The following is a 26155-nucleotide window of genomic DNA, read 5'->3' as shown; positions in this document are numbered from 1 at the left end:
CGTCGTGTGGTGGGACCAAGGGGTTAGGCCGTGCGCCGTGGCACGCAAAACGACAACATCATGCGAAAGATTTGCATTTGCTGTAAAGAGGCGGGCGCGCAATTCATGCAAATGCGCGGTACGGTCGGTAATCGGAGGGCAGGCGTTACAGCGCGGAGACCTGATTGCGCTGGGCTTGCTTGAGGAAGTTGGTCAGTTCGCGGGCCGACAACGGCTTGCTGTAGTGGTAGCCCTGACCCTCATGGCAACCCTGGGCGATGATGTAGGTTTCCTGCTCGGCGGTTTCCACGCCTTCGGCGATCACCTGCATGCCCAGGCTCTTGCCCAGCTGGATGATGGCGCGAACGATGGTGGCGTCGTCATCGTCGTCGAGCAGGTCCTGGACGAAGCTCTTGTCGATCTTGATCTTGTCCAGCGGCAGCGATTTCAGGTAGCTGAGCGACGAGTAACCGGTGCCAAAGTCGTCGATGGCGATCATCGCCCCGGAGCGGCGCAGGCTCAGCAGGTGCTGTGCGGCGGTGCTGATGTCTTCCATCAGGCCGGTCTCGGTCACCTCCAGCTCCAGGCTGCGCGGCGGCAGGCGATAGGCCTGCAGCAGGTTGTTGACCACCCGCGGCAGTTCGTTGTGGTGCAGCTGCACGGTGGACAGGTTGACCGCCATGCGCAGTTCGCTGAAGCCCAGGTCGTGCCATTCGCGCAGCTGCCGGCAGGCCTGGTCGAGTACCCATTCGCCGATGCTGATGATGCTGCCGTTCTGTTCGGCCAGCGGGATGAACTGGTCGGGCGGGACCATGCCCAGCTCCGGGTGCTGCCAGCGCAGCAGGGCCTCGACGCCGACCACGCGGTGGTCGCGGTAGCTGATCTGCGGTTGGTAGACCAGGTACAGCTGGTTGCGCGACAGGGCTTCGCGCAGGTCCTTTTCCAGCTCGCGACGGCGGCGCATTTCGCTGTCGACGCTGGCGATGTAGAACTGGTAGCGGTTGCGCGAGCGGGCCTTGGCCAGGGTCATGGTCTGTTCGGCCTTTTGCAGCAGCTTCTCGGTGCTGTCGCCGTCCTCGGGGAACAGGGTGATGCCGATGGTGGCGCGCAGGCGGATCTGCTGGTGGTCGAGGCCGAATGGCAGTTCCAGGTCGTCGAGGATGCTCTGGGCCAGCTCCGCCGCCTCGTAAGGCTGCTCGATATTGGCCTGGACCAGGGCGAACTGGTCGCCACCCAGCCGCGCCAGGGCACCCAGGCGCCCGCTGTGGGCGCGCAGGCGGTCGGCCAGGGCCAGCAGCAGCTGGTCGCCGGTCTGGTAGCTGAACTGCTCGTTGATACCCTTGAAGTCGTCCAGGCCCACGCACAGCACGGCCACGCGATGCTGCAGGCGGCCGGCGTCGGCGAGAATCTTGTCGAGCTGTTCCTGCAATTGCTGGCGGTTGGGCAGGCCGGTGAGGAAATCGTACTGGGCCATGCGCTGCAGACTGTTCTCGGCTTCGTGGCGCAGGTGGGTGTTGCGCTCGATCGAGGCCAGCAGCTGGTTGGCGGTGTTGACCCAGATACCCAGCTCGTTCTTCTCGTGGCCCTTGAGCAGCGGGATCTGGTGCTGGCTGGGGCGATCAGGGTTGATCTGGGTAAGGTGCTCGATGATCTTCGACAGCGGCTTGGTCAGCAGCCAGTGATAGACCAGGTACAGCACCAGGCCCATGGCCAGGGCGCGCAGCACCCCGGAAATGAAGATGATTACCGCATTGATCAGAAAGTCTTCGCCATAGGACGACGTATCGAGGGTGATGCTCAGGTCGCCGTAGTACTCGCTGTAAGGGCCGCGGCCGACCAGCTGGGTGGTGTAGGTGCGTTCCTGGCCGAGGATCAGGTCGGTCAGCCAGCGCATCGACATGTCCTGCAGCGGGCGGGATTTTTCCGCCAGCATGGTTTCGTTGGGGTGGCCGATCGAGGCCATGCGCACCGATTCGTCCTGGAACAGGCCTTCCATCACCTGCATGCCCATTTCCCGGTCGAGGCTGTACACCGCCTGGGTGGAGGGGTCGCGGAACATGTCGAGAATGCGTTGGGCGTCGTTGTTGACGGCCTGGCGGGTCTTGTAGGTGTCGTAGACGATCTGCGCGCAACTCAGGACAACGCCGACCGCCAGCGCCGAAAGGAGCACGACCCTGAGCAACTTGACCGATAAGCTGTTCCGCAATTCCAGCTTCAATGGGGTTTCCTTAATCCATGCGCATGACATCATTTTGCCATTAACGTTGGCAATACACTATCGGCCGACCATGGGTAGTGTATCGGTTGCCCGACCCTGCAACTTGAGTGCGCGGTATCAAACTTCCAGACGGTTGATGTTAGCGTGCTATACGCGCTGAGCAAGACCCCAGCGGGGAAAACAGCCAGGCACAAAAAAGCCCGGCACTGGGCCGGGCTTCTGGGTCAGGGCTGAATCAATCAGGCCGTGAAGGTCTTGCCTTCGAACTGCTCGGCAACGAATTTCCAGTTGACCAGGTTCCAGAACGCCTCGACGTACTTCGGACGCAGGTTGCGGTAGTCGATGTAGTAGGCGTGTTCCCAGACGTCGCAGGTCAGCAGCGGGGTGTCGCCGCTGGTCAGCGGGCAGCCGGCGCCGATGGTGCTGGCCAGGGCCAGGGAACCGTCAGCTTTCTTCACCAGCCAGCCCCAGCCGGAACCGAAGGTGCCGATCGAAGTCTTGGAGAACTCTTCCTTGAACTTGTCGAAGGAACCGAAAGCGGCGTTGATGGCATCAGCCAGGGCGCCGGTCGGCTGGCCACCGGCGTTAGGTGCCAGGCAGTTCCAGTAGAAGGTGTGGTTCCAGACTTGAGCGGCGTTGTTGAAGATGCCGCCCGAAGAGCTCTTGACGATCTCTTCCAGGGTCTTGCCTTCGAATTCGGTGCCTGGGACCAGGTTGTTCAGGTTCACGACATAGGTGTTGTGGTGCTTGTCGTGGTGATACTCCAGGGTTTCCTTGGAGATGTGCGGCTGCAGGGCATCGTGGGCGTACGGCAGCGGCGGCAATTCAAAAGCCATGGTGGATCTCCTGATTCAGGTCTGTTTGCGGTTTGCGCAAGGCCGATCACGGGCGGCCCGATGTACGTCGGCGAGTTTGTACTCTTTGCGACGCAAGGGCTGGATCATAGCACCGGGCCCGGCGCATAACCACGCAACAAAGATAGGGAATAGAGGTTCCAGAGCGGTTGGCGGCCGCCGACCGGCGGCCTTCAATTGAAGATCAGTTGCGCCGCCACAGCGAACATCATCACCGCCACCATCAGGTCGAGCATCCGCCAGGTGGCTGGGCGCGCCAGCCATGGCGCCAGCCACGCGGCACCGATCGCCAGGGTCGAGAACCACAGCAGCGAAGCACTGGCGGCGCCGGCGACATAAGCGCCAGGCACCGTCTGCTGGGCCCCCAGCGAACCGATCAGCAGCACCGTGTCGAGGTACACGTGCGGGTTGAGCAGGGTCACCGCCAACGCGCTCAGCAGTACCGCCCGGCGCGAGCGCATGCCCTGGCCTTCCTGATGCTGCAGGCTCTGTTTGGAAAAGGCGCTGCGCAGGGCCTTGGCGCCGTACCAGATGAGGAACACCGCGCCGCCCCAGCGGGCGATCGCCAGCAACGTCGGGTTGTGCGCCAGCACCGTGGCCAGGCCGAACACCCCGGCCGCCACCAGGATCGCGTCGCAGACGATGCACAGTGCAGCCACCGGCAAGTGGTGCTCGCGACGCAGGCTCTGGGCGAGAACGAAGGCGTTTTGTGCACCGATGGCCATGATCAGGCCGAAGGCCACCAGCATGCCGTTGAGATAGCTTTGCCACATGGCGAGTACTCCATAAAAGATGCTGGCTATTGTGGCGAGGGTCGCTGTATAAGAAAAACAAATAGCGCTGATCCGTCATTAGGAAAATCGATGTTCGACTACAAGCTGCTGGCTGCCCTCGCGGCAGTGATCGAACAAGGCGGTTTCGAACGTGCCGCGCAGGTGCTGGGGCTGTCACAGTCGGCCATTTCACAGCGCATCAAGCTGCTCGAGGCGCGGGTCGGCCAGCCGGTGCTGGTACGTGCCACGCCGCCGAGCCCGACCGAGGTCGGCCGCCAGTTGCTCAACCATGTGCAGCAGGTGCGCCTGCTCGAGCGTGACCTGCAGCGTCAGGTGCCGGCACTGGACGAGGAGGGCACGCCCGAGCGCCTGCGTATCGCCCTCAATGCCGACAGCCTGGCGACCTGGTGGGCCGGCGCGGTGGGGGCATTCTGCGCCGAGCATCAGTTGCTCACCGACCTGGTGGTGGAAGACCAGGAGGTCGGCCTCAAGCGCATGCGTGCCGGTGAAGTGGCAGCCTGCCTGTGTGGCAGCGAGCGGCCGGTGGCTGGCGCACGCAGCCTGCCACTGGGGGCCATGCGCTACCGGGCGCTGGCCAGCCCAGGGTTCATGGCACGGTACTTCCCGCAGGGTTTTGCGGCGCAACGGCTGGCCCGCACACCGGCCATCGTCTATGGACCGGACGATTTCCTGCAGCACCGTTACCTGGCTTCGCTGGGGATTCAGGATGGTTTCCTGCACCACCTGTGCCCTTCGTCCGAAGGCTTTCTGCGCATGACCGAGGCCGGCCTGGGCTGGGGCCTGGTGCCCGAGTTGCAGGCCCGTGAACAGTTGGCCAATGGCCGGTTGGTGGAAATCTGCAGCGATACTCCCATCGATGTGCCGTTGTACTGGCATCATTGGCGCAACGGCGGGCACCTGCTCGCGCAACTGACCGAACACCTGCGGCACACGGCACGGCATTGGCTGGTGCCCTTGTAGCGGCGGCTGGCGTCTGTTGCATCTGAAATCAAGGCGGAGTCATACATGCAAATTCTGGTCACCGGCGCGAGCGGCTTCATTGGCGGGCGCTTTGCGCGCTTTGCCCTGGAGCAGGGCCTGGCTGTGCGGGTCAGCGGCCGGCGTGCCGAGGGCGTGGAGCACCTGGTCAAACGCGGCGCGCAGTTCATCCCTGGCGACCTGGGTGATCCTGAACTGGCCCGTCGCCTTTGCCAGGGGGTCGAGGCCGTGGTGCATTGCGCAGGCGCGGTGGGTAACTGGGGGCGTTACCAGGACTTCTACCAAGGCAATGTGGTAGTCACGGAAAACGTCGTCGAAGGTTGCCTCAAGGAGCATGTGCGGCGCCTGGTGCACCTGTCGTCGCCGTCGATCTACTTCAACGGCCATTCGCGCCTGGGTATCCGTGAAGACCAGGTGCCGCGCCGTTTTCACGACCACTATGGGCAAACCAAGCATATTGCCGAGCAGAAAGTCTTCGGTGCCCAGGAGTTCGGCCTGGAGGTGCTGGCGCTGCGCCCACGCTTCGTCACCGGGGCCGGTGATGCGAGCATTTTCCCGCGCTTGATGCAGATGCAGCGCAAGGGCCGGGTGGCGATCATCGGCAACGGCCTGAACAAGGTCGACTTCACCAGTGTGCACAACCTCAACGAGGCATTGCTCAGCGCACTGTTCGCCGAGGACCGCGCCCTGGGCCAGGCCTACAACATCAGCAACGGCCAGCCACTGCCGCTGTGGGACGTGGTCAACTACGTGATGCGCCAGATGCAGCTGCCGCAGGTCACCCGCTACCGCTCCTATGGCCTGGCCTACAGCCTGGCCGCCTTGAACGAGGCCGCCTGCCTGCTCTGGCCCGGGCGCCCGCAGCCGACCTTGTCGCGCCTGGGCATGCAGGTGATGAGCCGTGATTTCACCTTGGACATCAGCCGCGCCCGCCAATACCTCGATTACCAGCCCAAGGTCAGCCTGTGGACCGCGCTGGATGAATTCTGTGCCTGGTGGAAGCATCTGCCGCCGGGGCAGTGAACCAGATCTGCAGATCATGGTCATCAGTGCGCCGCGTGAGCGGTTTATACTCATGTCTCTTTGCTACTACCGCGGTTGAAGCCACCTATGCGTAACGATGCCAACGACGATTTCAATGATGTGCCCACCCTGCGCGCGGGTACCCCCGATGACGACGAGTTGCTGCCGGCGCACGTCTCGCGTAGCCGCCAGAAGGCCGCCAAGCCGGCCAGCACCGGGCCACTGTGGGCATTGCTGGGGGCGTCGTTCATCGCGTTGGCCGGGCTGGGCTGGTGGAGCTTCCAGCAGATCTCGCTGATGGAGCAGCAGCTGGTGGCCACCCAGGAGAGCTTTGCGCGTATCAGCGAAGAAGCCGCCGGCCGCTTGCAGGCGATCAGCGGCAAGGTCGATGCCAGCGAGACGTCGAGTACCACCGGCAGTGAAGCACTGAAGCTGCAGATCCGTCAGTTGCAGGCCAGCCTGACCGAGCAGGGCAAGCAGCAGCAAGGTGTGGCGGGGCAGGCCGGTGACCTGGGCAAGCGCCTGGAGCAGGTGCTGGCCGATACCCGTGAGCAGCAGAAGGCGGTGACCGAGCTGCAGACTCAACTGCAGGCACAGTTGAAGGCGGTGAACGCCGAGCTGGCGGCGCTGAAATCGGGGCAAGTGGATGGCGGCAAGCTCGATGGCCAGCTGAAGAGCCTGAATGATGAAGTGGCCGCGCTGAAGAAGCAGGGCAACCAGAAAGCTGCAGTGGAAAGCCTGGAGCAGGATGTGCTGGTGCTCAAGACCCAGATGGAAAACCGCTCAGCGACGTCGAGCGGGGCGACGGTGCAGGAGTTCGATGCGTTCCGTGGGCAGACCACGCGTAACCTCAATACCCTGCAGAGCCAGATCCAGAATCTGCAGCAGCAGATCAATTCCCGGCCGTGAGAATGCTGGGGCCGCAAAGGGCCCCGGCAATCTTGCTTACAGGCGCGGGTAGTCGATGTAGCCCACCGGCCCCTTGCCATAGAAGGTCTCAGGATGTGCCTCATTCAATGGCGCATCCGCCGCCAGTCGCGCCGGCAGATCCGGGTTGGCGATAAACGGCACGCCAAATGCCACCGCATCGGCCTTGCCCGCCGCCAATGCAGCATTGGCACTGGCCTTGTCGAAGCGCTCGTTGACGATGTATGGCCCGCCAAATGCCGCTTTGATCAGCGGGCCGATGCTGTCGTCGGCTTCCTTCTCCCGCGAGCAGATAAAGGCAATGCCGCGTTTACCGAGCTCGCGCGCCACGTAGGTGAAGGTTTCGGCGCGGTCGGCATCGCCCATGTCATGGGCATCGGCGCGTGGTGCCAGGTGCACGCCGACGCGGCCGGCCCCCCACACTTCGATGGCCGCATCGGTCACTTCCAGCAGCAGCCGTGCGCGGTTTTCCAGTGAGCCGCCGTAGCGGTCGGTACGCTGGTTGGTGCTGCTCTGCAGGAACTGATCGAGCAGGTAGCCGTTGGCGCCGTGAATCTCCACGCCATCGAAGCCGGCAGCCTTGGCGTTCTCGGCACCACTGCGGTAGGCCTCGACAATGTCGGCGATCTCTTCGGTTTCCAGTGCGCGCGGGGTCGGGTAGTCGCTCAGCGGGCGCACCAGGCTGACGTGGCCTTTGGCCTGGATAGCGCTGGGGGCCACCGGCAGCTCACCATTGAGGTAGCTGGGGTGGGAGATACGGCCAACGTGCCACAGCTGCAGGAAGATGCGCCCACCAGCGCCATGCACGGCCTTGGTGACATTGTTCCAGCCGCGTACCTGCTCGTCGTTCCAGATGCCGGGGGTGTCGGGGTAGCCGACACCCATCTGGGTGACCGACGTCGCTTCGCTGAGAATCAGGCCGGCGCTGGCGCGCTGTACGTAGTACTCGGCCATCAGCGCATTGGGCACGCGGCCTTCATCGGCGCGGCAGCGCGTCAGCGGGGCCATGATGATGCGGTTGGGCAGTTGCACGTCGCCCAGTTGGATCGGATCGAAAAGCGTGGTCATAACGGTTACCTGCCTTGTCAAAGCGCTTGGCGCAGTTGTTCGAGGAACGCCTCGATGGTGGCCTCGTTGCGTTTGAAGAAGTGCCACTGGCCGACCTTCTGGCTGCTGATCAGGCCGGCCCGCTGCAAGGTCGCCAGGTGGGCGGAGACGGTCGACTGCGACAGCCCGCAGCGCTGGTCGATCTGCCCGGCACAGACACCGTTCTCGGTGCTGTGGTACTGGTCGGGGAATTGCGTTGCCGGGTCTTTCAGCCAGCTGAGGATTTCTCGCCTGACCGGGTGGGCCAGTGCTTTTATGATTTCGTCGAGATCGAGTGGCATGGGTTGAGGCTCGTGCTGTAGCGGTATATCGCGATAGGACGAAACGTACATCGGTATTTCGCGATATACAAATATGAAGAGGTTCTGAGCTGAGCACGAATCGCTATATCGCGTTATAACGATATACGCGATGGGGGTGCTAGACTGCGTCCATGAACTACCTCGCACACCTGCACCTGGGCGGCCCGGCGCCGCAACAACTGCTCGGCAGCCTGTATGGCGACTTCGTCAAAGGTTCGCTGGAGGGGCGCTTCCCGCCTGCGCTGGAGGCGGCGATCCGGCTGCACCGGCATATCGACAGCTATACCGACCAGCACCCCTTGGTGCTGGCAGCGCTGGCGCGTTTTCCGCGGGAGCGGCGGCGTTTTGCCGGGATCGTTCTGGATGTGTTTTTCGACCATTGCCTGGCGCGGCACTGGGGGGATTACGCCGAGCAGCCGCTGGTGCAGTTCACCGGGGATTTCTACCGGGTGTTGCTGGCCGAGCCCGAGTTGCCGGGGCGGCTGGCGCGGATTGCGCCGTTCATGGCGGCAGATGACTGGCTGGGGGCTTATGGCGATTTTGCCACGCTGGAGCAGGTGTTCAACGGCATTGCCCGGCGCCTATCGCGGCCCGAAGGGATGGCCGGGGTGATGGATGAGCTGGAGCGGTTGTATGTACCGTTGCTGGCGGATTTTCGCGAGTTTTACCCACAGTTGCAGGCGTTTGCGGCGGCCGGGCGTATGACGGGGGAGATTTAGCGCCTGTGAGATCGAGCGCCGCCCGCGCGGCGCATCGCGGATAAATCCGCTCCTACATTTGTTGCAACGTACCGAACCTGTTACGCCATGGTTGCCCGCCTTGGTGCAAGACTTGAGCTTTACAGACAAGGCTGACAACCATGGCCTCACAGGCATGGCCACGTTGCAACAAATGTAGGAGCGGATTTATCCGCGATGCGCCGCGCGGGCGGCGCTCGATCTTGAATACCACACAACTTCAACGCCAGGCTCAGGCAGCGCGAGCCTGACGCCGAGGCACCGCCGCCACTTCCTCAACCCCGAACAACGCCATGTGAATCGCCTGTTGCGCCTGAAACGCCAGCGCCGCACGTTCCTTCCCGACGCTGCCAATCGGCTTCAACACGTGAATACGTACCTCGCCCCGAGGCTCGGCAAACAAGCGCATCAGGTGCGAAACCAGGTCATCGTCGCCAATGAACGGCGCAATCGGGTCCGCCTCGCCATTGCGCAGGTACTGAATGGCCACCGGCTGCACGGCCACGCCCTGGTCGATGGCCCCGGCCAGCAGACGACCGTGGAAGGTGCGCAGCTGGCGACCGTCGGTGGTAGTGCCTTCGGGGAAGATCAGCAGCGGCCGGGCCTGCCCCAGCTGGTCGCTGATCTGTTCGCGCAGGCGTTGGCCGTCACCACCACCGCGGCGGATGAACAGCGTGCCGGCCTTTTCCGCCAGCCAGCCGGCCACCGGCCAGTGGCGCACCTCAGCCTTGGACAGGAAAGACAACGGCAGCAGCATGCCGAGCAGGGGAATGTCGGTCCAGGACACGTGGTTGCTGACCCACAGCATCGGCCGTTGTGGCAGCTCACCGATCACCCGCACCTCGAAGGGCAGGGCGCCGACCAGTCGCTTCATGAACCAGCACGACCAGCGCTGGCGAAGCTCGCTGGACGCCTTGATTGCCAGGCGTTCACCCACGGCGATGACGCCGGCCATGAGCATGCCGAGCGACAGCACCAGCAGCAGCCGGGCGAGGCGGGCTAGCACCCGCAGGCCAGGCATCAGACCGCTGCCTTGAAGTGGCGGGCGTAGCGCGGGCAAAGGTCGTCGCGCTTGAGCAGGATGAACACGTCGGCCACCTGGAAGTCCTCGTCCCAGCACGGCTCGCCGCAGATCTTCGCGCCCAGGCGCATGTACGCCTTGAGCAGCGGCGGCATTTCGGCGATGACATTGTTCGGCAGGGCCAGGCTGGGCAACGGGTTCTTTGGCTCGGCACGCAGGTGCTCGGTGCACAGGTAGCGCTCGCGCAGGCGCTGCATGACCGCGTGGGCCTGCACGCCGCCGTCCTGCATGGGGATGCTGGCGCAGCCCATCAGGTAGCTGTAGCGGCCCTCGTTGAGCACTTCGGCCAGTTCGCCCCAGAGCACGGCGATGGTGCCGCCGTTGCGGTAGTCAGGGGCAACGCAAGTGCGGCCCAGTTCGAGGATCGGGCCTTGCAGCTGCAGCAGGCCGTGCAGGCTGAATTCTTCTTCGCTGTAGAAGCGCCCCAGGCTGCTGGCGGCCTGGTGGTCGAGCAGGCGGGTGGTGGCCACCAGCTCGCCGGTGCTCAGGTCGCGCACGCCGATGTGGCGGCAATGTACGTCGTAGTCATCCATGTCCAGGCCCAGTTCGGCGCCTTTGAGCTTGGCCTTGAATTCCGCGCTGAATACCTTGTAGCGCAGGGCCTGGGCTTCCTGCAGGGCCGCGGCGCCGACCAGGCGTTCGGCTTGCAGACGGCGTTCAGTGCTGTTGTCGCCAGAGTGAGCGATCCGAGTCATTACGAGTCTCCATAAGCCAGCCATGAAGGGTTGCGGCCGGTCGGCTTTGTTGTGCAAAGTCAGCCTAGGTAGGCGCGGTGTCACCCCTGTGAATCTTTGGTGATGCTTGCATGACACCCCAGAACAGCCCCCTTGAAGGAGCGTCCGATGGCCTGGTTGCAACGACTCAACGACCCTCTCCGCCAGCCCCTGGCCGGCACCTTGGGCGAGACCTATGCCGCGCAGCTCGAGCGCCTTGGCGCGGTTGCCCCGTTCGAACTGGCGGTGCTGGGCGGGCGCGCCATGGCCACGCCGGGCCTGGCCTTTCTCGTCGGTTACCAGGCCGCCTTGCGCGTGCTCTGGCCCAGTGCACCCTCCACCCTTGGTGCCCTGTGCGCCACCGAGCGGCGCAGCGTGCGCCCGGCGGACATGCACACCCGGCTGGTCGGTTTGCGCCTGAACGGCAACAAGGATTTCGTCACCGCCGGCCTGGATGCCGAGTGGCTGCTGGTGGCCGCACGCAGCGAAGCGCTGGGTGAAGCGCCACGGCTGAACCTGGCGGTGGTTTACCCGGGGGAGTCGGGGGTGACGCTGGAGGCACTGCCGACCCTGCCGCTGATGCCTGAGGTAGGGCATGGTCGATTGCATTTGCAGGATGCGGCCTGTGAGCTGCTGGCTGGCGATGGTTGGGACGCCTATGTCAAACCGTTCCGCTCGCTGGAGGATCTCTACGTACTCGCGTCGCTGACCGCTTGGTTGTATGGGGTAGGGCAGGAGTGCGACTGGCCGCAGGAGCTGCGCCTGCGCTTGCTTGGATTGTTGGCAGGGTGTGCCGAGGGCAGTCGGCAATGTGCCGACAGCGTCGGCTGCCACCTGTTGCTGGGGGGATTGTTCTCGCAGTTCCAGGAGCTGCGCGGGGCGATCGACAAGGCCCTGCTGGCAGGGCCGGAGCAGTGGGCGCAACTGTGGCAGCGGGATCAGGGCGTATTGGCATTGGCCACTGCGGCGCGGGAAAAGCGCCTGGCCAAGGCCTGGTTGGCAGCAGGGTTGTCATGAAAACCTGCAAGACTGCGTGATCCTATAGATCCTGGGGCTGCTCTGCAGCCTATCGCAGGCAAGCCAGCTCCTACAGGACGGTGCAATGCTTCAAGCGTGCGCTGGACATGTGGGAGCTGGCTTGCCTGCGATGGGGCGCGAAGCGGCCCCAACTAGGCACGCCTAATGATCAAGACCCTGTTGGTAATCATCGGCCTGACCATCATGCCCGCCTGGGCCGAAGTCTGGCCCGAACCTGACTGGCCAATCGACAACACCACCTTCGATTGGCAGGCCGTGGACAGCTACGCCTTCCCCCAACGCAACGCCAGCGAACGCAGCGGCATCCGCACCGACGCCTTGTTGATCATCCGTGACGGTCGCATCCTCCACGAACGCTACAGTGCCCCCACCACTGCCAATACCGCCCACCTGACCTGGTCGGTCAGCAAGAGCGTGCTGGCCACCGTGCTGGGCGTCGCCCAGGGTGAAGGCCGCTTCCTGCTGCAGGACCCGGCTGCACGTTTCTACCCGCCGATGCAGGCCCATCCTGGCGTGCACCTGGCCGACCTGTTGCACTGGGCCAGCGGCCTGGACTGGCAGGAAGACTACGAGTACGCACCGTTGAAGTCCTCTGTCGTGGCCATGCTCTATACCCGCGGGCGCGACGACATGGCGGCCTATACCGCAGCCCGCGCCAGCGCCGAACAGCCCGGCCAGCGCTTTCTCTACTCCAGTGGCGACAGCAACGTGCTGGCCGCCGCATTGCGCGGCATGCTCGATGCCGGCACCTATGCCGACTACCCCTGGCAGGCACTGTTCACCCCGCTGGGCATCGACAGCGCGATCTGGGAGCGTGACGGCGCGGGCACGTTGGTCGGCTCTTCCTACCTCTATCTCAGTGCCCGCGACCTGGCGCGCATTGGCTTGCTGATGCAGCGCGATGGCCGCTGGCAAGGTCGCCAGTTGTTGCCAGCAAGCTGGGTTGCCTTCAACCGCACACTGTTCACCCAGGCCGCCGCGATACCCGGCGAAGCCAATCCGGGCGGCCACTGGTGGCTTAATCAGCCATTGGCAGGAAGCCCGACACCCTGGCCCGATGCCCCGACCGATACCTACGCCGCGCTCGGCCACTGGGGCCAGGCGCTGTATATCGTGCCGTCGCAGAAGCTGCTGATCGTGCGCTATGCCGATGACCGCGATGGCAGCTACCGCCATAACGAACTGCTCAAGCGGGTGCTGGCGGCGCTGGCCAAGGAGGGGACATGAAGCGCGTGCTGTTGCTAGTGGTTGTCGCCCTGCTCGGGTGGGCCTGGCTGGAGCGCCAGGCGCTGGCGGACTTCCCGGGCATCCTGTCGGCCTATTCGGCCAAGGAGTACTGCTCGTGCCGCTTCGTCATGGGCTTCGACGAGGCCTATTGCCGTGGGTATGTGAAGCAATGGCTGCCGCTGAGCCGGCTGGAGGAAGACGGCCTGCAACGGCGGGTCACCGCCGAGGGCCTCGGTCAGCGCAACCAGGCGGCCTGGCAGGGCGCGCGAGCCGGCTGCCGCTTGCTGCCATGAGGGCGGGCGGGTAAGGTTGACGGTCAAGTTTCACGAGACCTGTCATGTTCAAGCTGCCCCGTTTTCTACCTGCCCTGCTGCTGGCTTTGTGCCTGCCTGCCCACGCCAACTGGCACCTCGATGGTGAGTCATCACGCTTGTCATTCGTCACCGGCAAGAACGGTGATACCGCCGAGGTGCATCGTTTTCTGGTGATGCACGGCAGCGTCAACCGCAAGGGCGCGGCTGCGCTGAGCATCGAGATGGACTCGGTGAGCAGCGGCATCCCGCTGCGTGACGAGCAGATGCGCGACAACCTGTTCGAGGTAGAGCGCTTCGCCGAGGCGAGCGTAAAGGCGCAGATCGACCTGCGGCCGATCAACGACCTGGCCGACGGTGCGCAGATCGAACTGCGCCTGCCGCTGACCGTCACCCTGCATGGCCAATCGCACAGTTACAACGCGCTGCTGCTGGCCACCCGCCTGGATGAGCGGCGCTTCCAGGTGGTGACCCTCGAACCCCTGGTGCTGCGGGCCTCGGATTTTGGCCTGTTGCCAGGGCTGGAAAGCCTGCGCAAGTTCGCCAGGCTGAAGTCCATCAACCCATCGGTACCGGTCAATGCGGTACTGATCTTCAACGCTCGCTGACATGCCGGGGCCGGTCTTCCCCTGGCGGGGTGGCAATGAGTTCGAACTGCTGATCGACGGCCCCGAATTCTTTCCGCGCATGCTCCAGGCGATCATGCGCGCCGAGTTCCAGGTCGATCTTGAGTTGTATCTGGTCGAGGCCGGTGCTTGTGCCGAGGCGGTGGTGGAGGCGCTTGAGCAGGTAGCACGGCGTGGCGTGCGGGTGCGTTGCCTGTTCGATGACTATGGTTCGCTAGCCTTCAACGCGGCGTTGCGCCAGCGCCTGCTGGAGGCCGGGGTGTACTTGCGCTGGTACAACCGCCTGCGCTGGAAGCGGGGTTTTCGCAACCTTTACCGCGACCATCGCAAGCTGTTGCTGGTGGACGAGCGCTGGGCGGTGGTGGGCGGCACGGGCGTCACCGATGAGTTCTGGACGCCCGGTGAGGCGACCAGCGCCTGGCACGAGGTGATGGTGCAGATGCAAGGGCCGGTGGTGACCGATTGGCAGTTGCTGTTTGACCGCCAGTGGCAAGCCAACAACCGCCGCACCGCCTGGCGCCCGGCCGAGGGCTTTGGCCTGCCGCGCTTGCCCAAGGTGCCGGTGCAAGGCCAGGGCATGGGCCGGGTGGCCTATGCCGACGCCCGCCAGCACCAGGACATCCTCCATTCGCTGGTACGGGCGATCAACAGTGGCAAACAGCGGGTGTGGCTGGCCACGCCGTACTTCCTGCCGACCTGGAGCGTACGCCGGTCGTTGCGTCGCGCCGCTGGCAAAGGCGTCGACGTGCGGTTGCTGCTGACCGGGCCACGTACCGACCACCCTTCGGTGCGGTATGCCGGGCACCGCTATTACCCCCGATTGCTGCGTGCCGGAGTGCGCATCTACGAGTACCAGCCGTGCTTCCTGCACCTGAAGATGGTGCTGATCGACGACTGGGTCAGTGTCGGTTCGTGCAACTTCGATCACTGGAACCTGCGCTTCAACCTGGAGGCCAATATCGAGGCACTCGACCCGCCGTTGACGGCTGCCGTGCAGGCCAGCTTCGAGCGTGATTTTGCCTTGAGCGAGGTGGTCGACCTTGACCACTGGCATGCCCGGCCGCTGTGGCGTCGGGTGAAGCAGCGCGTGTGGGGATGGCTGGACCGGCTGGTGGTCAACTTGCTCGACCGGCGCGACTGAGAACGGCTATCGTGCAGTGACTGTCCTTAGGCAATCGAAGGAGTGGGTGCGATGACGGCGAAGAAGATTCTCATGCTGGTGGGCGACTATGTCGAAGATTACGAAGCCATGGTGCCGTTCCAGGCGCTGAGCATGGTCGGGCACACGGTGCATGCGGTATGCCCGGAGAAGGTCGCGGGGCAGACCGTGCGCACGGCGATTCATGACTTCGAAGGCGAGCAGACCTACAGCGAAAAGCCTGGGCACAATTTCGCCCTGAACTACGACTTCGTGCGGGTACGGGCGGAGGGTTACGACGCGTTGCTGATCCCCGGTGGTCGGGCGCCGGAGTACCTGCGCCTGGATGAGAAGGTGCTGGAACTGGTGAGGGCGTTCGACCAGGCCGGCAAGCCGATTGCGGCGGTCTGCCATGGCGCGCAGTTGCTCGCGGCAGCGGGTGTGCTGGAGGGGCGCGAGTGCAGTGCATATCCGGCTTGTGCGCCGGAAGTGCGCTTGGCCGGTGGCACGTTCATCGATATCGCGGTGGACCAGGCGCATGTCGATGGCAACCTGGTGACCGCGCCCGCCTGGCCGGCGCACCCGGCCTGGCTGGCGGCCTTCCTCAAGGTGCTGGGCACCCGTATCGCCTGAAAGGGCCGGTACAGGCTCAGGCGACCTGCTCGATCCAGTCATTGAGGTTGTAGTAGTTGGTGACCCGGGCAATCTTGCCGCAGTGGATGTAGAAGAAGGCCCCCGCCGGCAGCACGTAGGTCTGCCCATTGGCTGCCGGCAGCCCTTCATCGTCGGCCAGGTATTCGCCATGCACGGTGAATTCTGCAGCCGCCCGGCTTCCGTCGGCGTTCTGCATCACCACGATGTCGGCCAGGCGCTCGCGGTAGCAGCGGTTCATCTTGTCCATGAACGCGGCGAACTTAGCCTTGCCCATGTGCCGCTCGCCCTGGTTGATGTCGTGGATCACGTCTTCGCTGAGCAGCGCCAGGAAGGCCGGCATATCGCCGGCATTGAAGGCGGCATAGTAAGCATTTACCAGTTCGGTAGCGGTCATGGAACAATTCCTGTCGTGTAGGGAAAAGGCAGTGGGTTGGCTCGGATGATAGGGTTTCCCCTCAAGCCCGGCTTAGCCGAGCGCGTCATCCACATCGACAAAACGACCGCCAAGCATGGAAATACGCCTGTTGCACGGCGCCGCTATCGCGCCTTACATCGATGACCTCGCTCGCCTGCGCCTGACCGTGTTCCGCGAGTTCCCCTACCTCTACGATGGCACCCCGGAGTACGAGGCCGACTACCTGGCCAGCTACACCCGTTCCGGGCGCAGCCTGGTGGTGCTGGCCCTGGACGACGGCCAGGTGGTTGGCGCCTCCACCGGCCTGCCGCTGGTGGACGTGGACCCGCAGTTCCAGCAGCCATTCCTGGCCCTGGGGCGCGACCCGGCCAGCGTCTACTACTTTGGTGAGTCGCTGGTACTGCCGGAGTACCGTGGCCGGGGCCTGGGCGTGCGCTTCTTCATCGAGCGCGAGTCCTATGCCCACAAACTGGCCGAATTCGACTTTTGCGCGTTCTGTGCCGTGGAGCGCCCAGGTGTGCATCCGCGTCGTCCTGCGGACTACAAGCCGCTGCACGGGTTCTGGCGCAATCGTGGCTTCCTGCATGACCCGGCCCTGCGCACCAGCTACGCCTGGCGTGACCTGGACGAGCCGGAAAGCTCGGAAAAGATCATGTCGTTCTGGACCAAGGAGCTGCCCATTTGATCCGCCTGGCGGCTTGCCAGTACGCCATCGAGCTGCATGAAACCTGGGACGCCTATGCCGAGCATCTGCAGGCCTTGTGTGCCGAGGGCGTGGCGGCAGGCGCCCGGCTGCTGCTGTTGCCGGAGTACGCCGGGCTGGTGCTCAGCGGCCAGTTGCCGGCCGAACAGCGTGGTGAACTCAAGGCCTCGATCGCCGGTATCCAGCCGCTGATCGAGCCCTGGTTGGCGTTGTGCGAAGGGATTGCCCGGCGCTGGGGCATCTACCTGCAGCCGGGCAGCCTGCCGGTGCTCGACCTTGATGGGCAATACCGCAACCGTGCCTGGCTGTTCGGCCCCGAGGGCGTGCTCGGCTATCAGGACAAACTGATCATGACCCGCTTCGAGCGGGAGCAGTGGGGCATTGCTGCAGGTCATGGCCTGCAGGTGTTCGACACCGATCTTGGCCGCCTGGGCATCCTGATCTGCTATGACAATGAGTTCCCGATGCTGGCGCGGCGCCTGGCCGAGGGGGGTGTCGACCTGATCCTGGCGCCCAGCTGCACCGACACCGAGGCGGGCTACCATCGGGTACGCATTGGCGTGCAGGCACGGGCACTGGAAAACCAGATTGCCGTGTTGCAGAGCCCGACGGTGGGGGCGGCGCCGTGGTCGCCGGCACTGGATGAGAACATCGGCCGGGCTGGGCTGTTCGTTCCACCCGATCATGGAATGCCGGGGGACGGGGTGGTCGCGTTGAGTGGGGCGATGAGCCCGGTGAGCAGCCAGTGGCTGGTGTGCGAGGTGGATCTGGAGGAAGTGCGGCGGGTGAGGCGGGAAGGGCAGGTGTTTACCCGCAGGGACTGGCCGGAGCAGTTTGACAGAATTGTGTAGAACCGTTGCGGCCTCTTCGCGGGTAAAGCCGCGAAGAGGCCGCAACGGTTACTGCAGGTTTACTTCACTTCGACTGCCAGGCTTTGGGCAATCTTGCTCTGCCACAGGGCAGGGCCAGTGATGTGCACCGACTCACCGTTGCTGTCGACCGCGACGGTCACCGGCATGTCCTTGACCTCGAACTCGTAGATCGCTTCCATGCCCAGCTCGGCGAAGGCCAGGACCTTCGACTTGCGGATGGCCTGGGCCACCAGGTAGGCAGCGCCACCCACGGCCATCAGGTACACGGCCTTGTTGTCCTTGATCGCTTCGATCGCGGTCGGGCCACGCTCGGACTTGCCGATCATGCCCAGCAGGCCGGTCTGCTCGAGGATCTGGCGGGTGAACTTGTCCATGCGGGTGGCAGTGGTCGGGCCGGCTGGGCCTACCACTTCGTCACCGACCGGGTCGACCGGGCCGACGTAGTAGATGAAGCGGCCTTTCAGATCCACCGGCAGTTCTTCACCGCGGTTGAGCATTTCGACCATGCGCTTGTGCGCGGCGTCGCGGCCGGTGAGCATCTTGCCGTTGAGCAGGATGGTCTCGCCCGGCTTCCAGCTGGCGACTTCCTCAGGGGTGATGTCGTCGAGGTTGACGCGGCGGGCGCTCGGGCCGGCTTCCCAGACGATTTCCGGGTAGGCGTCCAGCGACGGCGCTTCCAGCTCGGCCGGGCCGGAGCCGTCGAGCACGAAGTGGGCGTGGCGGGTGGCGGCGCAGTTGGGGATCATGCAGACCGGCAGCGAAGCCGCGTGGGTCGGGTAGTCCATGATCTTGACGTCGAGCACGGTGGTCAGGCCGCCCAGGCCCTGGGCGCCGATGCCCAGCTGGTTGACCTTGTCGAACAGCTCCAGGCGGATCTCTTCGAGGCGGTTCTGCGGGCCACGGGCTTTCAGTTCGTGGATGTCGATGGACTCCATCAACACTTCCTTGGCCATCACCGCGGCCTTCTCGGCGGTACCGCCGATGCCGATGCCAAGCATGCCAGGCGGGCACCAGCCAGCGCCCATGGTCGGGACGGTCTTGAGCACCCAGTCGACGATCGAGTCGGACGGGTTGAGCATAGCCATCTTCGACTTGTTCTCCGAGCCGCCGCCTTTGGCTGCAACGTCGACCTCGACCTTGTCGCCTGGGACGATGGAGTAGTGGATGACGGCCGGGGTGTTGTCCTTGGTGTTCTTGCGGGCACCGGCCGGGTCGGCCAGGATCGAGGCGCGCAGGACGTTCTCAGGCAGGTTGTAGGCGCGACGCACACCTTCGTTGATCATGTCGTCGACGCTCAGGGTGGCGCCATCCCAGCGCACGTCCATGCCCACGCGGACGAACACGGTGACGATACCGGTGTCCTGGCAGATCGGGCGGTGGCCGGTGGCGCACATGCGCGAGTTGATCAGGATCTGGGCGATGGAGTCGCGTGCGGCAGGCGACTCTTCGCGCAGGTAGGCCTCGTGCATCGCCTGGATGAAATCGACGGGGTGGTAGTACGAGATGAATTGCAGGGCGTCGGCGACGCTCTGAATCAGGTCGTCTTGCTTGATCACGGTCATGCAGCGCGCTCCTCTTAAAGACGGGAACATTCAAAAAGACGCTCGACGGTGCCGACCAGCGTGTCGAAGCGCCTTGCAAGGCGCGCCGGCAGGCTGGCCGACGCAAAAGGGCGCGGCAGTATAGCGCGCCTCACCGCGCGAAACACCTGCGCGTGGTCTGGACCATGGTCGGCAGGCGCCAGGCATCCTTTTTGCTGCCAATGCGCGCTTGGCATACAGTGACCCAGTGATCGATGGAGACAGACTTACCATGCCAGAACTACGCGTGGGCGCGCGCCGCTGGGCGGTGCCGACCGGCAGCAACCTGCTCGATGCCTTGAACGAGGCCGGGCTGAATGTGCCCTACAGCTGCCGTGCCGGCAGTTGCCATGCCTGCCTGGTGCATTGCCTGCAAGGGCAGCCGGTGGACGCCTTGCCCGAGGCCCTGGCGCTGGACAAGCATGCCCAGGGCTGGCGCCTGGCCTGCCAGTGCCGGGTGGTCGAGGACTTGCGCGTGGCGGTGTTCGACCCGCAGCAGGACGGCGTGCCAGCGCGGGTCTGCGCCGTGGACTGGTTTGGCGATGTACTGCGCTTGCGCGTGCAGCCGGAGCGAGGGTTGCGTTATCAGGCGGGGCAGCATGTGGTGGTGTGGTTGGGTACGGTAGCTCGGCCTTATTCCCTGGCCAGCCTGCCGGGGGAAGATGATTTCCTTGAATTTCATATCGATTGCCAACGAGCAGGTGCCTTTTGCGACAAGGCCCGTGGGCTGAAGGCGGGCGATGAGTTGCGCCTGGGTGAGTTCAGGGGCGGGGCGTTGCACTACGACCCGGACTGGCAGGCGCGGCCGCTCTGGTTGCTGGCAGCGGGCACCGGGTTGGCGCCGTTGTGGGGCATCTTGCGCGAAGCATTGCGCCAGGGGCATCAGGGAGAAATCAAGGTGGTGCATGTGGCGCGGGACCGCGCTGGGCACTATCTGGCTGAGCCGTTGATGCAACTGCAGGGGGTGAAGGTCGAGCTGGTGCTGGCGGAGCAGATGGAGGAAGCGCTGGCGGGGTTGCGGCCGTCATCGCGGCAGACAGTGGCGCTGGTGTGCGGGGCGCCGGGGAGTGTCGAGCGGTTTGCCCGGCGGCTGTTCATTGCCGGGGTGCCGCGGGGGCAGGTGTTTGCTGATGTGTTCGTCGAGCATGTTTGAGGTGGTTGTGTTGCCTGTGCGGGCCTTATCGCGACCTTCGGTCGCTCCTACGGTGAATTGCGATTTCCTGTAGGAGCGACCGCAGGTCGCGATGAGGCCTCAAAGGCTATCAGCCGACCAGCGGATCACCGACGTGCAGGATCTTCATGCCGTTGGTGCCACCGATGGTGTGGTAGCTGTCACCCTTGGTCAGGATCACCCAGTCACCTTGCTCCACCAGGCCGCGCTTGAGCAGCTCGTCGACGGCTGCCTGGCTGACCTTGTCGGCCGGCAGCGAAGCCGGGTCGAAGGCGATCGGGTAGACGCCGCGGAACATGTTGGCACGGGCCTGGGTGGCGCGGTGCGGCGACAGCGCGAAGATCGGCACATGCGAACGCAGACGCGACATGATCAGCGGGGTGTAGCCGCTTTCGGTCAGGGCGATGATCGCCTTCACGCCCGGGAAATGGTTGGCGGTGTACATCGCCGCCAGGGCGATGCTTTCGTCGCAACGCTCGAAGGTGGTGTGCAGGCGGTGGCTGGACTTCTGGCTGGTCGGGTGCTTTTCGGCACCGGAGCAGATACGGGCCATGGCCTGCACGGCTTCGATCGGATACGAACCGGCGGCGCTCTCGGCCGACAGCATCACCGCGTCGGTGTTGTCCAGCACGGCGTTGGCCACGTCGGACACTTCGGCGCGGGTCGGCATCGGGTTCTGGATCATCGACTCCATCATCTGGGTCGCGACGATTACCGCCTTGTTGTTGCGGCGGGCGTGCTGGATGATCTTCTTCTGGATGGCGATCAGCTCGGCGTCGCCGATTTCCACACCCAGGTCGCCACGGGCAACCATGACGGCGTCGGAGGCGAGGATCAGCTTGTCGAGGGTCTCGTCGTCGGCAACGGCTTCGGCGCGTTCGATCTTGGCCACCAGCCAGGCGCTGCCGCCGGCTTCGTCACGCAGCTTGCGGGCGTATTCCATGTCGCTGGCGTCACGCGGGAAGGAGACGGCCAGGTAGTCCAGGTCCATTTCCGCGGCGAGCTTGATGTCGGCCTTGTCTTTTTCGGTCAGGGCCGGCGCGGTCAGGCCGCCACCTTTGCGGTTGATGCCTTTGTGGTCCGACAGCGGGCCACCGATGATCACCACGCAGTGCAGGGCGTCTGCGGTGGCGGTCTCGACGCGCATGACCACACGGCCGTCGTCGAGCAGCAGTTCGTCACCGACGCCGCAGTCCTTGACCAGGTCGGGATAGTCGATACCGACGATGTCCTGGTTGCCTTCGGTCAGCGGGTGGGCGGTGGAGAAGGTGAACTTGTCACCGATCTTCAGTTCGATGCGCTTGTTGGCGAACTTGGCGATGCGGATCTTCGGACCCTGCAGGTCGCCCAGCAGTGCGACATGGCGGCCGTTCTTGGCGGCGATGTCACGGATCAGGCGGGCGCGTGCCTTGTGCTCGTCCGGAGTGCCGTGGGAGAAGTTCAGGCGTGCCACGTCCAGGCCGGCGAGGATCAGCTGTTCGATCACTTCCGGCGAGTTGCTGGCGGGGCCAAGGGTGGCGACGATTTTGGTACGGCGGATGCTCATGCACAGACTCCTATAGTGAAGCGCAGCGAAAGGCTACTCCTCAATTGCGCTGTAGTCATTGTTCCGTTGCACTACCTGCGACCAATGCAGGGTGGCATTTGAACGGGCGGGAGTATCCTTGCAAAAGGCTGTGAAGATTTGCCGGCAATGGCCGATAAACAGGCATCAAAGGAGATACCCCATGCGCGCCCTGATCATAATCGCCCTGGCGGTCAGCACCGTCGGCTGCACCCGCTGGTCCATGGACCACCACCTGAACAACGCCTACCGCGCCTATGACCGGGGCGATTGCTCGAAGGTCATGCTGGAGTTGTCGCAGGTCGACCGCACCAGCCGTGCGCGGCCGTTCATCCACCCGGAAGTGTCGCTGCTGCGTGGCCAGTGCCTGGAGCGTGACATGCTCTATGTGGATGCGGCGCAGACCTACGAGTACCTGATCCAGCAGTACCCGGGCAATGAATACGCCTACCGGGCCAAGGCGCGCCTGGAGACCCTGCAGAAGCTCGGGCACTACCGTGGTGCAGAGGCGGCGGTGGCCAACCCGGTCAATACCCCCACTTGGCGTTAACACCAAGGTGTCTTTAATTTCACGAGATTTGACCGACGCGCTGCGCTAGTCTGTAACTCAGCTGTTACAACAACCGCCAGTACCTTGCATTCCTGGCATCAGGTACGGGACTGCACTCGCGATCATGTTCATCCAACGCCATATCGAACGCCATCAGTTGCCTTGTGTGCTGAAGGTCTACAACCGCTTTACCGATCAGCCGATCGGTCAGCTGGGCAATGCCTCCGAAGACGGGATCATGCTGATCAGCTCGCTGCCCGTGCTGGTCGGCCCGGACTTCGAGCTGCAATTGCGCCTGCCACTGGCCGGTGGCGGGTTTCAGTTCATCAACCTGACCGCCAGTTGCCTGTGGTGCCGCGAAGACCAGACACCAGGCCACTACGACTCCGGTTTCATGCTGCTGCAAGCACCGCGCGAATACGACGAATTCGTCCGCTCGCTGCGCGACTATTTCAGTTTCCGCCGCGCCAACGCTTCCGCCTGAGCCGGTCTCCGCTAGAATCGGGTCGACCTCGAAACAGGACGACCCCGTGACTTCCAGCATCTTCTGGCACGACTACGAAACCACTGGCATCAACCCGCGCTGCGACCGGCCGCTGCAGGTCGCTGGTGTGCGCACCGACCTCGAACTCAACGAGATCGAAGAGCCGATCAACCTCTACTGCCGACCGTCGGACGATATTCTGCCGCACCCGGCCGCCTGCCTGGTCACCGGCATCACCCCCGAGCAACTCGCCAACCAGGGCCTGTGCGAAGCCGAGTTCATGACCCGGGTCCATGCGCAGCTGGCGCGCCCCGGCACATGCGCTGCCGGCTACAACACGTTGCGCTTCGACGATGAAGTGACCCGCTACAGCCTGTACCGCAACTTCTTTGACCCTTATGCCCGCGAGTGGCAGGGAGGCAACAGCCGCTGGGACCTGATCGACGTGGTGCGCACGGCCTACGCCCTGCGTCCGGAAGGCATCGTCTGGCCGCAACAGGATGGGCGCACCAGCCTGCGCCTGGAACTGCTCAGCCAGGCCAATGGCATCGATCATGGGCATGCCCATGAAGCGCTTTCCGACGTACGGGCCACGATCGCTCTGGCACGCTTGATAAGGCAGAAACAACCCAAGTTGTACGAGTGGCTGTTCCAGTTGCGCAGCAAGCACAAAGTGATGGAGCAGGTCCGTCTGTTACAGCCACTGGTGCATATATCCGGGCGCTTTTCTGCAGCGCGTAATTATCTGGGCGTAGTCCTGCCATTGGCCTGGCACCCGCGTAATCGCAATGCACTGATTGTGTGCGACCTGCATCAGGAAACCCTACCGTTAATAAGGGAACGTGCCGAGGTACTGCGCGAGCGTTTGTACACACGGCATGATGAGTTATCGGAAGGAGAATTACCGGTACCGCTCAAGTTGGTGCAGATCAATCGCTGCCCGGTAGTCGCGCCGCTTTCGGTATTGCGCCCTGCCGATCAGCAGCGACTGGGCATCGATCTGCCACTGGTGCAATCACGCGCTGAACAGTTGGCTAATCAACAGGCGGAATGGCAAGACAAGCTTGAGCATATCTACGGCAAGGAGGATTTCGCTGCGGTTGAAGACCCGGAACAGCAGTTGTATGACGGTTTCATCGGTGACCGTGACCGCCGTCTGTGCGAGCAAGTTCGCACGCTGGACCCTGCGCAATTAGGGCACGGCCATTGGATGTTCGATGATCCACGCCTGCCGGAGTTGTTGTTCCGTTACCGCGCCCGTAACTTCCCGGAGACCTTGAACAGCGAGGAGCGCCAGCGCTGGTATGGTTTCTGCCAGCAGCGCCTGAGCGACCCGCAGTGGGGGGCGCCGAACACGCTGGGTGATTTCGAGCAGGCCAGGCTGAGCGCCTGGGCCAATACCGACGAGGCCGGGCGGCGGGTGTTGGACGCCTGGCAGGTGCATGCCCGCAACTTGAGTGAGCAGTTTGCTATCAGCCTTTGAGCGCGATAACAAAAACGCCGGCATCATGCCGGCGTTCTTGTTTGCATATGTCGCGCTTGGCTGTGGACTATCAGTCCAGCAGAGTCGCCCAGCTTTCAACCACGTCGCCACCCCATTTGGCTTTCCATTCTTTCAGGGTCTTGTGGTTGCCGCCTTTGGTTTCGATCACTTCACCGTTGTGCGGGTTCTTGTATTGCTTGACCTTGCGCGCACGCTTGGTAGCAACAGGTTTCGCTGCACCGCGTGGTGCTTTGCTCAGTTTCGACTCTGGGTCGAGCAGGGCAATGACGTCGCGCAGCGACTTGGAGTATTCGCCCATCAGGGTGCGCAGTTTGCCTTCGAACTCCAGTTCTTTCTTCAGCTTGTCATCCTGCGACAGGTTGGCCAGGCGGGCCTGAAGTTCCTTGATGGCTTCTTCGGTAGCGCGGTATTCGTTGATCAGGGACATGGAGTGTTCCTTTGATGCGTGTTCAGAAATGTGTGGGGCAATAATAGACAGGCGATACTCTCAAGTAAACATATTATTCGGCACTTAACTGTTATTAACCCTGTGACAAATTATCTCAAGATTAAGAAAAATTTACATACAGCCCTGCAGTTCGTCTTGATTGTCGTCAGGCTGTAGCAGCAGGGCTCACAAGCCGGGTGTGCCGGGCATGGCGCTACCGGCGGGCGCAATGATTACTGCGTTTTTCTGGTCGGGCCGCTAGAATGAGCGCCTTTGCGAAGTTCTGGAGTCTTAATTCATGCGCACCTATCGTCTGGTGATCGCCTGCCCCGACCGTGTTGGCATCGTGGCGAAAGTCAGTAATTTCCTGGCCTTGTACAACGGCTGGATCAACGAAGCCAGCCACCACTCCGATGAGCAAAGTGGCTGGTTCTTCATGCGCCATGAAATCCGCGCCGAGTCGCTGCCATTCGGTATCGAGGCGTTCCGCGAGGCCTTCGCGCCGATCGCCGAAGAGTTCTCCATGACCTGGCGTATCACCGACTCGGCGCAGAAGAAGCGCGTGGTGCTGATGGCCAGCCGCGAATCGCACTGCCTGGCCGACCTGCTGCACCGCTGGCACACCGATGAACTGGATTGCGAGATCCCTTGTGTGATTTCCAACCACAACGACCTGCGCAGCATGGTCGAGTGGCACGGCATTCCGTTCTTCCACGTGCCGGTCGATCCGAAGGACAAGGCCCCGGCCTTTGCCGAAGTGTCGCGCCTGGTCCAGGAGCACGCGGCTGACGTGGTGGTGCTGGCGCGTTACATGCAAATCCTGCCGCCGCAACTGTGCCAGGACTACGCCGAAAAGGTCATCAACATCCACCACAGCTTCCTGCCGTCGTTCGTCGGCGCCAAACCGTATCACCAGGCGGCCTTGCGTGGCGTGAAGCTGATCGGCGCGACCTGCCATTACGTGACCGAAGAGCTGGATGCCGGCCCGATCATCGAGCAGGACGTGGTGCGTGTGAGCCACGCCGACAGCATCGAAGACATGGTCCGCTTCGGCCGTGACGTCGAGAAGATGGTGCTGGCCCGCGGCCTGCGCTATCACCTGGAAGACCGCGTGCTGGTGCATGGCAACAAGACAGTCGTATTCGACTGATATTGCATGGGGCTGCTGCGCAGCCCTT

General features: G+C 63.6%; 28 protein-coding genes. 17 read left to right on the top strand and 11 right to left on the bottom strand.

The window, feature by feature from the left end; translation table 11 throughout:
• Positions 1–145: 145 nt before the first annotated feature.
• The 3 genes from ACIPZ8_RS09715 to ACIPZ8_RS09705 all read right to left on the bottom strand — a co-directional run bounded on the left by ACIPZ8_RS09715 (position 146) and on the right by ACIPZ8_RS09705 (position 3824).
• Complete coding sequence (locus ACIPZ8_RS09715) at positions 146–2197, bottom strand: putative bifunctional diguanylate cyclase/phosphodiesterase (RefSeq protein ID WP_400722019.1); 2052 nt, start codon at positions 2195–2197, stop codon at positions 146–148.
• A gap of 239 nt (positions 2198–2436) precedes the next feature.
• Positions 2437–3033, bottom strand: a complete 597-nt coding sequence (locus ACIPZ8_RS09710; protein WP_400722017.1) for a superoxide dismutase — start codon at positions 3031–3033, stop codon at positions 2437–2439.
• Between the two features lie 191 nt (positions 3034–3224).
• Positions 3225–3824, bottom strand: a complete 600-nt coding sequence (locus ACIPZ8_RS09705) for a LysE/ArgO family amino acid transporter (protein ID WP_110635890.1) — start codon at positions 3822–3824, stop codon at positions 3225–3227.
• A 90-nt stretch (positions 3825–3914) separates the two neighbouring features.
• Between ACIPZ8_RS09705 and ACIPZ8_RS09700 the strand changes: the two genes are divergently transcribed.
• The 3 genes from ACIPZ8_RS09700 to ACIPZ8_RS09690 all read left to right on the top strand — a co-directional run bounded on the left by ACIPZ8_RS09700 (position 3915) and on the right by ACIPZ8_RS09690 (position 6755).
• Positions 3915–4805: a LysR family transcriptional regulator ArgP gene (locus ACIPZ8_RS09700; RefSeq protein ID WP_400722015.1), complete on the top strand. Its 891-nt coding sequence runs from the start codon at positions 3915–3917 to the stop codon at positions 4803–4805.
• Positions 4806–4850: 45 nt separating this feature from the next.
• On the top strand, positions 4851–5846 hold the full coding sequence (locus ACIPZ8_RS09695; protein ID WP_400722012.1) for an NAD-dependent epimerase/dehydratase family protein: 996 nt from the start codon (positions 4851–4853) through the stop codon (positions 5844–5846).
• 87 nt (positions 5847–5933) lie between these two features.
• On the top strand, positions 5934–6755 hold the full coding sequence (locus ACIPZ8_RS09690) for an ATPase (RefSeq protein WP_400722010.1): 822 nt from the start codon (positions 5934–5936) through the stop codon (positions 6753–6755).
• Positions 6756–6791: 36 nt separating this feature from the next.
• On the opposite strand, the gene ACIPZ8_RS09685 is transcribed toward ACIPZ8_RS09690, so the two are convergent.
• Both ACIPZ8_RS09685 and ACIPZ8_RS09680 read right to left on the bottom strand, forming a co-directional pair.
• Entirely contained in the window at positions 6792–7841 is a 1050-nt protein-coding gene (locus ACIPZ8_RS09685; protein ID WP_400722007.1) for an alkene reductase, read from the bottom strand.
• A gap of 17 nt (positions 7842–7858) precedes the next feature.
• Positions 7859–8161: a helix-turn-helix transcriptional regulator gene (locus ACIPZ8_RS09680; protein ID WP_054885082.1), complete on the bottom strand. Its 303-nt coding sequence runs from the start codon at positions 8159–8161 to the stop codon at positions 7859–7861.
• Positions 8162–8313: 152 nt separating this feature from the next.
• Here ACIPZ8_RS09680 and ACIPZ8_RS09675 point away from each other — a divergent pair, with 152 nt between their 5' ends.
• Entirely contained in the window at positions 8314–8901 is a 588-nt protein-coding gene (locus ACIPZ8_RS09675) for an ACP phosphodiesterase (protein ID WP_400722004.1), read from the top strand.
• A 250-nt stretch (positions 8902–9151) separates the two neighbouring features.
• Here ACIPZ8_RS09675 and ACIPZ8_RS09670 read toward each other — a convergent pair whose 3' ends face one another.
• A complete protein-coding gene (locus ACIPZ8_RS09670; protein WP_400722001.1) occupies positions 9152–9940 on the bottom strand; it encodes a lysophospholipid acyltransferase family protein in 789 nt (262 codons plus the stop codon).
• Positions 9940–10695: an L-ornithine N(alpha)-acyltransferase gene (gene olsB, locus ACIPZ8_RS09665; RefSeq protein WP_400722000.1), complete on the bottom strand. Its 756-nt coding sequence runs from the start codon at positions 10693–10695 to the stop codon at positions 9940–9942. Before olsB ends, ACIPZ8_RS09670 begins: the two co-directional genes overlap by 1 nt.
• Before the next feature lie 147 nt (positions 10696–10842).
• Between olsB and ACIPZ8_RS09660 the strand changes: the two genes are divergently transcribed.
• The 6 genes from ACIPZ8_RS09660 (at position 10843) to ACIPZ8_RS09635 (ending at position 15686) form a co-directional block, all read left to right on the top strand.
• Positions 10843–11730 carry an acyl-CoA dehydrogenase gene (locus ACIPZ8_RS09660; protein WP_400721997.1) on the top strand — a complete coding sequence of 296 codons (888 nt, stop codon included), beginning with the start codon at positions 10843–10845 and terminating at the stop codon, positions 11728–11730.
• A 165-nt stretch (positions 11731–11895) separates the two neighbouring features.
• Positions 11896–12978, top strand: a complete 1083-nt coding sequence (locus ACIPZ8_RS09655; protein WP_400721994.1) for a serine hydrolase domain-containing protein — start codon at positions 11896–11898, stop codon at positions 12976–12978.
• A complete protein-coding gene (locus ACIPZ8_RS09650; RefSeq protein WP_400721991.1) occupies positions 12975–13271 on the top strand; it encodes an amidase in 297 nt (98 codons plus the stop codon). The genes ACIPZ8_RS09655 and ACIPZ8_RS09650 overlap by 4 nt, the downstream gene beginning before the upstream one ends.
• A gap of 44 nt (positions 13272–13315) precedes the next feature.
• The gene (locus ACIPZ8_RS09645; protein WP_400721988.1) at positions 13316–13897 is read left to right on the top strand and encodes a YceI family protein; all 582 of its coding nucleotides are present in this window, start codon (positions 13316–13318) and stop codon (positions 13895–13897) included.
• Between the two features lies 1 nt (position 13898).
• The gene (locus tag ACIPZ8_RS09640; protein ID WP_400721985.1) at positions 13899–15056 is read left to right on the top strand and encodes a phosphatidylserine/phosphatidylglycerophosphate/cardiolipin synthase family protein; all 1158 of its coding nucleotides are present in this window, start codon (positions 13899–13901) and stop codon (positions 15054–15056) included.
• Between the two features lie 51 nt (positions 15057–15107).
• The gene (locus tag ACIPZ8_RS09635) at positions 15108–15686 is read left to right on the top strand and encodes a DJ-1/PfpI family protein (protein ID WP_054885073.1); all 579 of its coding nucleotides are present in this window, start codon (positions 15108–15110) and stop codon (positions 15684–15686) included.
• 16 nt (positions 15687–15702) lie between these two features.
• Here ACIPZ8_RS09635 and ACIPZ8_RS09630 read toward each other — a convergent pair whose 3' ends face one another.
• Entirely contained in the window at positions 15703–16101 is a 399-nt protein-coding gene (locus ACIPZ8_RS09630) for a nuclear transport factor 2 family protein (protein ID WP_400721982.1), read from the bottom strand.
• 115 nt (positions 16102–16216) lie between these two features.
• On the opposite strand from ACIPZ8_RS09630, the gene ACIPZ8_RS09625 reads away from it, so the two are divergent.
• Positions 16217–16807, top strand: coding sequence for a GNAT family N-acetyltransferase (locus ACIPZ8_RS09625; RefSeq protein ID WP_400721979.1), 591 nt, complete (start codon positions 16217–16219; stop codon positions 16805–16807).
• A complete protein-coding gene (locus tag ACIPZ8_RS09620) occupies positions 16804–17676 on the top strand; it encodes a carbon-nitrogen hydrolase family protein (RefSeq protein ID WP_400721976.1) in 873 nt (290 codons plus the stop codon). The genes ACIPZ8_RS09625 and ACIPZ8_RS09620 overlap by 4 nt, the downstream gene beginning before the upstream one ends.
• A gap of 59 nt (positions 17677–17735) precedes the next feature.
• Here the strand turns inward: ACIPZ8_RS09620 and ACIPZ8_RS09615 are convergent, their stop codons facing one another.
• On the bottom strand, positions 17736–19259 hold the full coding sequence (locus ACIPZ8_RS09615) for a fumarate hydratase (RefSeq protein WP_400721973.1): 1524 nt from the start codon (positions 19257–19259) through the stop codon (positions 17736–17738).
• Between the two features lie 250 nt (positions 19260–19509).
• On the opposite strand from ACIPZ8_RS09615, the gene ACIPZ8_RS09610 reads away from it, so the two are divergent.
• Entirely contained in the window at positions 19510–20430 is a 921-nt protein-coding gene (locus tag ACIPZ8_RS09610; protein WP_400721970.1) for an iron-sulfur-binding ferredoxin reductase, read from the top strand.
• Positions 20431–20539: 109 nt separating this feature from the next.
• Here the strand turns inward: ACIPZ8_RS09610 and pyk are convergent, their stop codons facing one another.
• Positions 20540–21994: a pyruvate kinase gene (gene pyk, locus ACIPZ8_RS09605; protein WP_110635940.1), complete on the bottom strand. Its 1455-nt coding sequence runs from the start codon at positions 21992–21994 to the stop codon at positions 20540–20542.
• 181 nt (positions 21995–22175) lie between these two features.
• Here pyk and ACIPZ8_RS09600 point away from each other — a divergent pair, with 181 nt between their 5' ends.
• From ACIPZ8_RS09600 to sbcB, 3 genes are all read left to right on the top strand, one after another.
• Positions 22176–22562, top strand: a complete 387-nt coding sequence (locus ACIPZ8_RS09600; protein ID WP_400721967.1) for a tol-pal system YbgF family protein — start codon at positions 22176–22178, stop codon at positions 22560–22562.
• A 124-nt stretch (positions 22563–22686) separates the two neighbouring features.
• The gene (locus ACIPZ8_RS09595; protein ID WP_400721964.1) at positions 22687–23046 is read left to right on the top strand and encodes a PilZ domain-containing protein; all 360 of its coding nucleotides are present in this window, start codon (positions 22687–22689) and stop codon (positions 23044–23046) included.
• Positions 23047–23092: 46 nt separating this feature from the next.
• A complete protein-coding gene (sbcB, locus tag ACIPZ8_RS09590; protein ID WP_400721961.1) occupies positions 23093–24529 on the top strand; it encodes an exodeoxyribonuclease I in 1437 nt (478 codons plus the stop codon).
• A 70-nt stretch (positions 24530–24599) separates the two neighbouring features.
• Here the strand turns inward: sbcB and mvaT are convergent, their stop codons facing one another.
• Complete coding sequence (gene mvaT, locus ACIPZ8_RS09585; protein WP_027917937.1) at positions 24600–24977, bottom strand: histone-like nucleoid-structuring protein MvaT; 378 nt, start codon at positions 24975–24977, stop codon at positions 24600–24602.
• 298 nt (positions 24978–25275) lie between these two features.
• Between mvaT and purU the strand changes: the two genes are divergently transcribed.
• A complete protein-coding gene (purU, locus tag ACIPZ8_RS09580; RefSeq protein ID WP_023378897.1) occupies positions 25276–26127 on the top strand; it encodes a formyltetrahydrofolate deformylase in 852 nt (283 codons plus the stop codon).
• Positions 26128–26155: the final 28 nt, after the last annotated feature.

Source organism: Pseudomonas sp. NPDC089422, assembly GCF_044749405.1.
GTDB lineage: Bacteria > Pseudomonadota > Gammaproteobacteria > Pseudomonadales > Pseudomonadaceae > Aquipseudomonas.
Note: the sequence above shows the minus strand (reverse complement) of the source record. Positions and strands in the feature narration are given on the sequence as shown.

Excerpts from the sequence above, each read along its gene's own strand:
- ACIPZ8_RS09710 (WP_400722017.1), bottom strand. The coding sequence starts at position 3,033 with ATGGCTTTTGAATTGCCGCCGCTGCCGTACGCCCACGATGCCCTGCAG.
- ACIPZ8_RS09705 (WP_110635890.1), bottom strand. The coding sequence starts at position 3,824 with ATGTGGCAAAGCTATCTCAACGGCATGCTGGTGGCCTTCGGCCTGATC.
- ACIPZ8_RS09700 (WP_400722015.1), top strand. The coding sequence starts at position 3,915 with ATGTTCGACTACAAGCTGCTGGCTGCCCTCGCGGCAGTGATCGAACAA.
- ACIPZ8_RS09695 (WP_400722012.1), top strand. The coding sequence starts at position 4,851 with ATGCAAATTCTGGTCACCGGCGCGAGCGGCTTCATTGGCGGGCGCTTT.
- ACIPZ8_RS09690 (WP_400722010.1), top strand. The coding sequence starts at position 5,934 with ATGCGTAACGATGCCAACGACGATTTCAATGATGTGCCCACCCTGCGC.
- ACIPZ8_RS09685 (WP_400722007.1), bottom strand. The coding sequence starts at position 7,841 with ATGACCACGCTTTTCGATCCGATCCAACTGGGCGACGTGCAACTGCCC.
- ACIPZ8_RS09680 (WP_054885082.1), bottom strand. The coding sequence starts at position 8,161 with ATGCCACTCGATCTCGACGAAATCATAAAAGCACTGGCCCACCCGGTC.
- ACIPZ8_RS09675 (WP_400722004.1), top strand. The coding sequence starts at position 8,314 with ATGAACTACCTCGCACACCTGCACCTGGGCGGCCCGGCGCCGCAACAA.
- ACIPZ8_RS09670 (WP_400722001.1), bottom strand. The coding sequence starts at position 9,940 with ATGCCTGGCCTGCGGGTGCTAGCCCGCCTCGCCCGGCTGCTGCTGGTG.
- olsB (WP_400722000.1), bottom strand. The coding sequence starts at position 10,695 with ATGACTCGGATCGCTCACTCTGGCGACAACAGCACTGAACGCCGTCTG.
- ACIPZ8_RS09660 (WP_400721997.1), top strand. The coding sequence starts at position 10,843 with ATGGCCTGGTTGCAACGACTCAACGACCCTCTCCGCCAGCCCCTGGCC.
- ACIPZ8_RS09655 (WP_400721994.1), top strand. The coding sequence starts at position 11,896 with ATGATCAAGACCCTGTTGGTAATCATCGGCCTGACCATCATGCCCGCC.
- ACIPZ8_RS09650 (WP_400721991.1), top strand. The coding sequence starts at position 12,975 with ATGAAGCGCGTGCTGTTGCTAGTGGTTGTCGCCCTGCTCGGGTGGGCC.
- ACIPZ8_RS09645 (WP_400721988.1), top strand. The coding sequence starts at position 13,316 with ATGTTCAAGCTGCCCCGTTTTCTACCTGCCCTGCTGCTGGCTTTGTGC.
- ACIPZ8_RS09640 (WP_400721985.1), top strand. The coding sequence starts at position 13,899 with ATGCCGGGGCCGGTCTTCCCCTGGCGGGGTGGCAATGAGTTCGAACTG.
- ACIPZ8_RS09635 (WP_054885073.1), top strand. The coding sequence starts at position 15,108 with ATGACGGCGAAGAAGATTCTCATGCTGGTGGGCGACTATGTCGAAGAT.
- ACIPZ8_RS09630 (WP_400721982.1), bottom strand. The coding sequence starts at position 16,101 with ATGACCGCTACCGAACTGGTAAATGCTTACTATGCCGCCTTCAATGCC.
- ACIPZ8_RS09625 (WP_400721979.1), top strand. The coding sequence starts at position 16,217 with ATGGAAATACGCCTGTTGCACGGCGCCGCTATCGCGCCTTACATCGAT.
- ACIPZ8_RS09615 (WP_400721973.1), bottom strand. The coding sequence starts at position 19,259 with ATGACCGTGATCAAGCAAGACGACCTGATTCAGAGCGTCGCCGACGCC.
- ACIPZ8_RS09610 (WP_400721970.1), top strand. The coding sequence starts at position 19,510 with ATGCCAGAACTACGCGTGGGCGCGCGCCGCTGGGCGGTGCCGACCGGC.
- pyk (WP_110635940.1), bottom strand. The coding sequence starts at position 21,994 with ATGAGCATCCGCCGTACCAAAATCGTCGCCACCCTTGGCCCCGCCAGC.
- ACIPZ8_RS09600 (WP_400721967.1), top strand. The coding sequence starts at position 22,176 with ATGCGCGCCCTGATCATAATCGCCCTGGCGGTCAGCACCGTCGGCTGC.
- ACIPZ8_RS09595 (WP_400721964.1), top strand. The coding sequence starts at position 22,687 with ATGTTCATCCAACGCCATATCGAACGCCATCAGTTGCCTTGTGTGCTG.
- mvaT (WP_027917937.1), bottom strand. The coding sequence starts at position 24,977 with ATGTCCCTGATCAACGAATACCGCGCTACCGAAGAAGCCATCAAGGAA.
- purU (WP_023378897.1), top strand. The coding sequence starts at position 25,276 with ATGCGCACCTATCGTCTGGTGATCGCCTGCCCCGACCGTGTTGGCATC.